Below are 9,558 nucleotides of genomic sequence, written 5' to 3'. Positions count from 1 at the left end.
GCCGGGATCGCCGAAGACCTAGCCATGAACCGGGACGCGGCGCGGGATGAGAGGGGGCGCGATGACCATGGCTCTTGGCACCGAACTGAACAGCCTTGACCTACGAGACTCGGCCGGTCGACCGCTCGTGATTGACAGTGAGATCGTCATCGTTGATGACGATGGGAACGAAGAACCATACGAGCCCGAAGCACTATGAAAATGTCCCCCGACAGTTGCCGGGGGACATTTCGTCATAGGGGCTTCTCGAAGTCATCTTCCTTGATCACCAGACGCTGCCTGACGTCCTTGGGGATCAGCAGCTTCAGATGGACCCGGGGGGCGCGCTGCCTCGGAACCTTCGTTCGGGTGACCTCGCACTTGATGCCGACCCTGAGCAGATCTGCCGCCATGGCCTCCATGCCGCCGGCGTCCCAGCGGTCGCGGAAGGTCTGTCCGTCGTGGACGTTCACCCAGCGGTCCTTGGTCGTTTCGGGGTCGATGGCTTCAAGGTCGGCGATGAGCTTGTCCATGGTCTCCTGGGCCTGATCCCGAGTGAAGCGCGTCTTGGTGAATCGGCCGCCGGGAGCAAGCCCCTCCATGTAGTAGGTGATCGCTTCCTCAAGGCGTTTCTGCTCCTTGCGGGCCTCCGCCCCCTGCGCGTACGACCTGATCTGCACCGGCTCGTCCCCCAGCACCGACAGAACGTCGAGCACGAGCTTGGCGTAGATGACGTCAGGGTTGGGTGCGCCCTGACCGCCGCCCTTGCACTTTTGGCAGCGCAGGTAGATGTACTTCCGGACCTGCTCGGTGGCTCCCTCTGTTGCAGCCTCGGCCTCCGAAGCCCCATCGGCCGCCGAGCGCTGAGCTGGGATGATCTTGGTAGTCCTCTGAACCAGCATGTTGCTCTTGCAGTCGACGCAGGTGAGTACTCCGAGGAACTTCGTGGCGCCGCCTGGCTGGCGTGTCGGCTGGTTGATGGACCGCCGATCCAGGGCGGCCTGCAGAGAATCGAACTCCTCCTGAGTGAAGATCGGGGGAGCGACCCGGATCGGCTTGCCGTCCAGGCCCAGGATGAGCTTCGAGCGGCGGGCACCGGTGCTCTTGTCCTCTTCCACCCGGTAGCCGAGCAGAGCCGGATTCCTGAGCCGCCTCAGCAGCGTGCTGGTGGTCAGCCCGGGCCCGCACAGGCCGGCGCGCTTGAGTACCGCGGCCATCCGGCTGGCTGGTACGCCGCGTAGGGCCGCGCCCCTGCACCAGTGGAGTGCTCTCCGGGCATCCTCATCAATAGAGAGGACTACATGCCCGGCCTCGTCTTCGTCGGTCCTGTAGCCGTAGGTCGGCTTGCCAACCAGCCAATCGCCCTGGGTCTTGGTGTAGTCCCAGAGATTGGTGACGCGGGTGCTGGTGTTGCTGGCCTCGATCTCAGCCAAGCCACCGATCACGGTGACCAGGATCTTCCCGATGGTGGTGGTGAGGTCGATCGGGTCGTTCTTGGAGATGAGGTTCTTCCCGTACTTCAGGCACCAGTCGATCATGGTGCTGAGGTCCGAGAGTCGCCGGATGAAGCGGTCCATCTTCCAGAACATGAGGACGTCGAACTCGGGCACCCGATTGTTCAGCCAGTCACCCAGCTGCTTCCGCTTCCAGGGCGGGACCTTCGTGGCGGACACGTTGAGATCGCTCGCCACGCCGACGACCCGGTAGCCGATCTCCCTGGCCAGCATCCTCAGGTCGAGTTCCTGGCGGACGGGTGAGGTCGTGTCTTCAGTAAGAACGGACAGCCGGACCGAGAGCAGCGCCCGCGGCGCGTCATCCGGCAACAGGGCCTCGGCGGCCTTCAGCTCGGCCAGGAGCTTCAGATCGGCCTGGGTCCACTCGGCCTCTACGGAGTACTGCTCGCGTGCTGCTGCGGAGCGCGCCCGCCCCCTGCGATTGCCCATGCACAGAGGGTAAGGATGAGTTTTGGGCCGTGTCGATATGCCCGCAGATGGACACGCAGATCCAGAGATCGGCCCGACGGGCAAGAAGCTGCTGCCGCTGACGGTGGTGAACACGGGGGCTGACCAGGCGAAAGGCGCCTGTGGGTGAGTGATGTCCTGCACGATCCGTGTGACGCACTTCACCGCCTCTCCGACGCCGAGCGGGACACTCTTCTGGGTGAGCTCGGCGTCGGCGGGGGTGCCCGTGCGGGTGATCGGTCGGCGGGGGTGGTGAGGACGCCTCTGCCGGCGCCGCGCCAGGCCGATGGAGTCGTCAGCGAGTTCGAGTGGGTCTGAGTGTGGTCACCTGGTGAACCTTTGGTCCCTCCCCGGCTGACACGGGGAGGGACCTTGCTTTGCCGAGAACTCTGGCAGCAGAGCCGCCATGTTGGCTGCGGTGGCCTGCGGGGCGCCAGCGTTTCTGGCCAGTTGGAGGGATCAAGGTCGATGGCTGATCCGCATGCGGCGACAGCACAGGAGCTGTACCGCACGATGATGCGTGACAGAGTCGCCCCGCGGCTCCGGGAGCTCGGCTGGAAGGGCTCCGGCCAGCGCTTCGAACTCCCGGATCCCCGAGCCTGGGTGCAGTTGGGCTTCCAGTCGTCCCGCTCCAACTCGGCGAGCTCGCTGAAGTTCACGATCAACATCTCGGTGATCGACCGACAGGCGTGGGGGGCCCATCAGGCGGAGCATCCCGGGCTGCCCGCCCAACCGAACCCGTCCACCCACTACGGCCCGCAGTTCTCGCCGGTGCGGATCGGCCATCTGCTGGCCGCCCGCCAGGACACCTGGTGGCACATCTCAGCCGCGCAACCGGTCGATCGGGTCATCAGGGCGGCCAACGGCGTCGTCGCCTCGATCTCGGACTACGCCATGCCCGAGATTCGGCATCGGCTCGGCCATGTGTGAGTGGCGCGCTGAACGATCCCGGGGCCGGCCCTCATGGTGGGGCGAGCCGTGCGCGGCATCAGCGCGTCATCCGCGCTGGTGCCGCGCACGAAACTGCCGAGCATACGTAGAGGCAGCCCTCGGCGGGCTGTGCTGCGCCCGGTGGCGCCGTGCTGTCTATGTGTCGAGCCTTGAACTTGTGCGCCCGGATGCGCTCAGTGCTACGAGCGACCGGTGCTACTCGGTCCGCAGCGCGGTGGCGGTCCGGGAGCGCGCCGCCCAGCCGGCCGGCAGCAGGGCGCCGAGCAGGGCGATCGCGATCCCGCCGGCCAGCAGCGGGAGCAGTATCCCGGGGGTGTAGACGTGGGTCACGCTCGGCGGCAGGTTCCTGCCGATCGCGCTCCCCATCCGGCTCAGCGTCACGTTCTCCACCGCCATCCCGATCGGGGCCCCGAACAGCCCGGCGATCAGGCCGGTGAGGCTCACCGAGGTCAGCACCATCGCGATGGTCTGCTTGGGCGTCATTCCGAGGGCCTTGAAGACCCCCAGGTCGTGGATCCGTTCCCGGGTGTCCTGCACCACGGTGTTCAGCACGCCGAGCGCGGCAACCGCGATCATCATCAGGGTGAGGGTGGCCACCAGGGCGCTCATGGTGAGCACCGTGAGGCTCGGGTACCTGATGTTCGGGGTAACCGCGGCGTGCAGTGGGGTCAGCGCGGCAGTGGCCGAGGCGGACCAGTCCGCGCGGCTGGCGTTGTCGGCGAGCTTGACGTTGAACTGGGTGATGTACGGCGTCAGACCGGCGGTGGTGAACGTGGCATTGTCGGTCATCACGACCCCGTTTCCGCTGGCATCGAAGTCGATGCCGACGATCCGGAGCGGCAGTCGCTTGTTGTCCTGGGCCACGGTGACGGTGTCGCCGACCTGCATCCCGGCCGTCGAGGCCAGGTGGTCGTTGATCACGGCTTCGCCGGGGTTCTGGTACCAACGGCCGTGCAGCAGCCCCAGGTTGGTCCAGGACAGGTCGCCGGTGGTGGTGTCCACCAGCGTATGGTCCCCAGGCGACGCGCCGATCACGGTCGCGCCGCTGTTGCCCCAGCCGAACGCGGCCTTCGTGCCCGGGACCGAGGCGAGCGCGGCGGCCACCTTGGTGGAGTCCAAGTGGGGGCTGGCAGGGCCGCCGGAGGAGTGGAAACCGACGGGTGTGCCGGCGGGCACCACGAGCATCGACGCGGCGTTGAGGCCGGAGTTGCCCGTGTCCTGGTACTTGGTGAACGTGGTCTCCAACCCCACCGCGAAGGTGACGCTGACCGCGCCGAACAGCACCGCGGCGCCGACCAGCGCGGCCCGGGCCGGCTTGGCGAACGGCTGGGCCAGTCCCAGCGACATCGGCCGGGGCAGCGGCAGCTTGCTTGCCAGGCGCTGCGCGCTTTGGCCGCGCTTGGCCTTGGGGGCGCGGCCGACGACCAGGGTCTGCACCGCCGGCATCCGGCCGGCCCTAAGGGCCGGGATGAGCGCGGTGACCCCGACGATGAGCAAGGTGCCGATCGGCACGACGAGGCTGACCCACACCGGCAGGTTGGTGCCGGCGGCACCGAGATCCTTGCTGGCATCGTTCAGGACCGGAACGGCCAGCAGGTTGCCGGCCAGTGTGCCGCCCAGCACGCCGATCGCCGCCGGGATCAGGGCTTGTGCGGCGTAGGCGCGGGCCACCTGCCAAGGGGGTGAAGCCGAGCGACTTGAGGATCCCGATGCGCCGGATTCCCGAGACCACCGCGCCGCTGACCACGATCGTGATGATCAGCACCGACAGGAACAGGCCGAGGACGCCGAAGACGACCAGGAACGGCACGAAGGACTTCGCGGTGCCGACGGCCTGCTTCTCCGCGGCCAGGTAGGACTGTCCGCTCTCGACCGAGCCGGCCGGCGCGGCGGCGATGATCGCCTGCTTGTCCGTGGCGAGGTCGGTCTCGGTCCCGGACTTGGCGAAGCGGTAGAGCATCTGCTCGTCGGTCTTGGCGCCGGCGGCGGTCAGCCGCGCGAAGCCGTCGGCGGTGAGGAAGCCGGTCGCGGTGCCGGTCAGCGAGTTCGCTTGGCCGACGACCTTGAACGAGGGCTTGCCCGGCAGCGAGTCGAACACCACCGAACCGCCTGCGCACAGACGGTCCCATGAGGACAGGACGATCTCGTTCGCGCTGGTCGGCCACCTGCCCTGGACCAGCACCAGCTGGTCCAGACCGGACGTGCCGGCCAGGTCGGGCCGGGTGGCGACGACGACCGGCCCGTTGGTGCTACCGGCCATCGGCATGCCCGGGGCGATGGTCGCGGTGCAGTCCGTGCCGTGGATCGTGTCCAGGGCGGCGGTCACCGGGTACGGCCCGGACGCCTCGGTGACGCCGGCGGCGTGCGCGGTGGCGGCGGTCTGCGCGGCGGTGGCCTTCGAGCCGTCGAACTGGACCGACAGGTGCGCGCCGTTGCGGGCCTTGAAGGCGTGCTCGAACGGAGTCTGCACGGCGACCAGCAGACCGAGCGAGAGCACCGAGGAGGTGACGGCCGCGAACGTCGTCAGGGCCATCACGAGGGACTGCACACGACGCCGGCCGACGCCGGAGCGCACGACCTTGCCCAGGGCGCTCATCGGACCGCTCCCGCCGAGCTGGTGGAGGTGGTGCCACTGACCGGGTTGAGCACGTCCCGGGCCACGGAACCGTCCACCAGCTCGATCGTGCGTCGCGCGGTGTTCGCGGCCAGTTGGATGTCGTGGGTCACCAGCAGGATGGTTTGGCCCTCGGCGTTCAGCTCCAGCAGCAGTTGGCGCACGTCCTCGGCCGAGCGCGAGTCGAGCGCGCCGGTCGGCTCGTCGGCCAGCAGCAGCGCCGGACGGTTCATCAGGGCCCTGGCCACCGCCACCCGCTGCCGCTGGCCGCCGGACAGCCGCTGCGGGTAGGCCTTGGCGTGCCGGTCGATGCCCAGCGAGGTGAGCAACTCGGTCGCCCGCCGCTTCGCCTCGCTCTTGCCCATCCCGGCCAACTGCGCCGGAACCATCACGTTGTCCAGCACCGTAAGGTCGTCGAGCAGGTTGAAGAACTGGAAGATCATGCCGATGGAAGCCCGCCGGTACCTCGCCGAGCCGGCCTCGCCGAGCTGGTCGACCCGGGTTCCGTTGACGGTCACGGTGCCGCTGGACGGCCTGTCCAGACCCGCGACCAGGTTCAGCAGCGTCGACTTGCCACTGCCGGAATGGCCGAGGATCGCCACGCACTCACCGGCTGCCACGGACAAGGTCACCCCGGCCAGCGCGGGCGGGCCGTCATCGTATTTCTTCGTGGCGTCCCGGAGATCGATCATCGGCTCATTCGTCATGGCCCTGAACCTAGGAACGGACCATGATCCACCGCGTCGGCCGGCGGATGTCACCTCTCCCCCAGGCCGTCGGCCCGGCGGCGTACCCCGTGTACACCCCCGGGACGACGCGCAGAGCCGGCACCGATCCATACGATCTCCGCATGGAAGAGCTGCTCCGGCGTTTCTCGACATCGGCACCCGTGGCCTGGCTGACGGCACAGGCCGTGGTGCTGGCCACCACCTGCTTCTACGCGCTGATGCTCTTCTTGTCGATGCCGTTCAGTCAGATCCGGCGCTACAGCGGCCCGTTGCGGTTCCCCGACATCGGGCCCGACCAGATGATCGGTCTGTGCGTCGTGCTCGCCCTCCCGATCCTGCTGGTGCGCCGGCTACCCGCAGCGGTCTTCGCAGCCGTCCTGGTCGAAGAAGTAGCCCTCGGCAACCTCTTCGGCGCGCGGCCCTGGATCGTGCTCCTCCTGCTCCTGGTCCTGGCCGGGTACCTCGCCGCCCGGCGGCCGGCGGCTGCCGCCGTCGGCTCCGTCGCGGCCGTCGCGACCAGGTTCGCCGAGCTCACCCTCGTCGCCCACGGGGAATCCGTCGGCGACGCGGCCCGGCGGGCCGGGCAGCTCGCGTTCGTGTTCGCGGTCGCGTGGCTCGTCGGCGGGGTGTACCGCAAACGCCGTGAATACCTCGAAGCCCTGCACGAGCAGACCGAGGCGCGCGCCGTCATGGCCGAGCGGCTGCGGATCGCCCGCGAACTGCACGACAGCGTCGCGCACAGCATCGGGATCATCACGGTGCTGTCGGGAGCGGCGGCGCGGGTCGTGGAGACCAGGCCCGAGCAGACGCGGCAGGCGTTGACCGGCATCGAGACCACCAGCCGGGAGACGCTGCTCGGGCTGCAGCGCATGCTCGGAGCGCTACGCCGCGCCGAGCCCGACGACGCCATGCCGCAGGCCGCCCCGCTGACGCCGGGCGCCAGCCTGGCGGACGTCCCGCGGCTCGCCGAACGCACGGCCGACGCCGGGGTGCGGGTCCAGGTGACCTGGCAGGGCGAACAGCGTCCGCTGCCGCCGGAGATCGAGCTGTCGGCGTTCCGGATCGTCCAGGAATCGGTGACGAACGTGGTGCGGCATTCCGGTGCGCGGACGTGCCGGGTCGCGGTCGGCTACGAGCCGACCGGAGTGACGATCGAGGTGGTGGACGACGGGGACCACGGTCCCGGCGGGCCCGGCCGTCCGAGGCCCCCGGCGGCGGTCGGCGGGAGCGGCTTCGGCCTGCTCGGCATGCGCGAGCGGGTGACCTTGCTGTCCGGCCAGTTCAGCGCGGGCCGGCGTCCGGAGGGCGGATTCCGGGTGGCGGCGAGGCTCCCGGCATGAGCGTGCGGGTGTTGCTGGTCGATGACCAGCCGCTGATGCTGGTCGGGCTCGCGATCCTGATCGGCGACACCGACGACCTGGAGGTGGTCGGCGAGGCCGGCGACGGCCGCGAGGCGGTGCGCCTGGTGCGTGAGCTGCGGCCGGACGTCGTGGTGATGGACATCCGGATGCCGGGCATGGACGGGATAGAGGCGACCCGGCAGGCGACCGCCGAGCCGGACCCGCCCAAGGTGCTGGTGCTGACGACCTTCGACGACGACGAGTACGTCTACGGCGCACTGCGCGCCGGGGCCAGCGGGTTCCTGCTCAAGAGCATGGCCCTGGACGCGATCCTGGACGCGATCCGCGTGGTGGCGGCCGGCGACGCGTTGATCGCGCCGAGCGTGACCCGACGGCTGATCGCGGACTTCGCCGGAACGTCCGGCCCCGCGGCCCCCGAACCGGATGCCGAGCCCGCCGCGGACTCAAGTCTCATCGCGGGGATCACCGACCGGGAGCGCGAGGTGCTGGCACTGGTCGGGCAGGGACTGTCGAACGCTGAGATAGCCGAGCGGTTGGTGATCAGCGCGGCGACGGCGAAGACGCATGTCGCGCGTCTGTTCGCCAAGCTCGAAGCTCGGGACCGCGTCCACTTGGCGATCATCGCCTTCGAGGCCGGACTCGTGCCGCGTAGACGGTAGGGAAGGATGAGAAGGACTATCGAGACCCCGAGTTCGCCGTGTTCCGGATGCGCCGGCACACCCACTTGGCCGCAGCGGGATTCGAATCGAGGTTGTTGAGGCAGTCACGGACCTGCGCCTCCTCGGGCGCCGGCGCGAGGGACAGCCACTCCCCGAAGCCTTGCCCGCTGGGGGCGGGCGTGCTTGTGGCTGAGTGGCGTCGCACGCGGGGCGTGTGACGCATGCGGGGCATGTGACGTATTTCATGGTCTCCCGCCTTCGGGCGGGTCACCCTGCTGGGTGGCCCCGGGGTCGGGGAGAGGGCTCGGAAGGGTGATCCGGGGGAGGGGGCGGCAGGGCCGAAGTCGCCATCGCTGTCGGTTGTTTGAGGCTCCTGCCCGGCGAGTGTGGGATAAGTTGCCGATCATGACCCAACTAGAAAGCGTCGACTGGCCACCTGCTCCGATCAAGACCGAGCGGCTCGTGCTCCGCGAGTCCGAGGCCCGGGACCGGGCGGCGGTCATCGAACTGTTCGCCTCGCCGGAGGTGGGGGCCTACGTCGGTGGCGCTCGACCGCGTGACGAGCTCGAGCGCGCGGTGCCCGAGGTGCCCGGGCGGCGGCCCGGCTTCTTCGTGGTCGATCTGGACGGAGCGATGATCGGCATAGTCACGCTCGAGCGGCGCGACGCGGAGCGTCCGGGGCACGTCCGCCCGGAGACCGGGGAGGCCGAGCTCGGCTACCTGTTCCTGCCGGAGGCATGGGGATCCGGGTACGCCGCCGAGGCGTGCGCGGCGGCACTCGACTGGTTCGCCGGCGCGCATCCCGACGAGCCGGTGGTGCTGTGCAGCCAGACCGCCAACGACCGCTCGACGCGCCTCGCGGCGAAGCTGGGATTCACCGAGGTGGAGCGGTTCGAGGAGTTCGGCGCGGAGCAGTGGTTCGGAGTGCGGTCCTCGCGGGTGCTGGATTCAACTCTGAGTGATCAAAGGTGAGTTAAGGGGCTGCGAGGTTCATGCGGCGCGTCTTCCGGTCGGCCCGGGGCGCGCTCCGCCGCTGAGGGCGTCCAGCCGCCCGCCGCAGTTGGACACCTGCCCCCGGACCGGGGCGACCAGGGCTGACCTGGGCTGACACGCTCGGCGACGGGGGCCGGGCAGCGGGCGGGCAAGGGTGGGCCCGGATCCGGGGGTCGGCAAGCGCGTACCCTTTGACATTGACGTACGTTCCGGTCGGTCGCGGCGAACCACGCCCGGCCGACCGGGACCAGGCTTCTCACGAAGGACTGAACGACCCTGGCACGCCGCACCCCAGACGGTCCGCCGCCCGCC

The 9,558-nt window shown here is 69.4% G+C and carries 7 protein-coding genes; 4 read left to right on the top strand and 3 right to left on the bottom strand.

Translation table 11 applies throughout. The features are described from left to right. Positions 1 to 233: 233 nt before the first annotated feature. The gene (locus tag LN042_RS29810) at positions 234 to 1,922 is read right to left on the bottom strand and encodes a recombinase family protein (RefSeq protein WP_230054516.1); all 1,689 of its coding nucleotides are present in this window, start codon (positions 1,920 to 1,922) and stop codon (positions 234 to 236) included. Between the two features lie 486 nt (positions 1,923 to 2,408). On the opposite strand from LN042_RS29810, the gene LN042_RS29805 reads away from it, so the two are divergent. Next, the gene (locus tag LN042_RS29805; protein WP_230054515.1) at positions 2,409 to 2,870 is read left to right on the top strand and encodes a DUF4304 domain-containing protein; all 462 of its coding nucleotides are present in this window, start codon (positions 2,409 to 2,411) and stop codon (positions 2,868 to 2,870) included. Positions 2,871 to 3,086: 216 nt separating this feature from the next. Here the strand turns inward: LN042_RS29805 and LN042_RS38120 are convergent, their stop codons facing one another. Then, positions 3,087 to 4,562 (bottom strand): ABC transporter permease, encoded by a 1,476-nt coding sequence (locus LN042_RS38120; protein WP_372495843.1) that lies wholly within the window; start codon positions 4,560 to 4,562, stop codon positions 3,087 to 3,089. A 921-nt stretch (positions 4,563 to 5,483) separates the two neighbouring features. Beyond that, positions 5,484 to 6,212: an ABC transporter ATP-binding protein gene (locus tag LN042_RS29790; protein WP_230054513.1), complete on the bottom strand. Its 729-nt coding sequence runs from the start codon at positions 6,210 to 6,212 to the stop codon at positions 5,484 to 5,486. A gap of 143 nt (positions 6,213 to 6,355) precedes the next feature. On the opposite strand from LN042_RS29790, the gene LN042_RS29785 reads away from it, so the two are divergent. From LN042_RS29785 to LN042_RS29775, 3 genes are all read left to right on the top strand, one after another. After that, positions 6,356 to 7,573, top strand: a complete 1,218-nt coding sequence (locus tag LN042_RS29785; RefSeq protein ID WP_230054512.1) for a sensor histidine kinase — start codon at positions 6,356 to 6,358, stop codon at positions 7,571 to 7,573. After that, a complete protein-coding gene (locus tag LN042_RS29780) occupies positions 7,570 to 8,253 on the top strand; it encodes a response regulator (protein ID WP_230054511.1) in 684 nt (227 codons plus the stop codon). The genes LN042_RS29785 and LN042_RS29780 overlap by 4 nt, the downstream gene beginning before the upstream one ends. A gap of 405 nt (positions 8,254 to 8,658) precedes the next feature. Continuing rightward, a complete protein-coding gene (locus tag LN042_RS29775; protein WP_230054510.1) occupies positions 8,659 to 9,225 on the top strand; it encodes a GNAT family N-acetyltransferase in 567 nt (188 codons plus the stop codon). The last annotated feature ends 333 nt before the right edge of the window (positions 9,226 to 9,558 follow it).

The organism is Kitasatospora humi (assembly GCF_020907985.1).
Lineage (GTDB): Bacteria > Actinomycetota > Actinomycetes > Streptomycetales > Streptomycetaceae > Kitasatospora > Kitasatospora humi.
The sequence above is the reverse complement of the archived record's forward strand: the minus strand, read 5'-3'. Positions and strand labels throughout refer to the sequence as shown.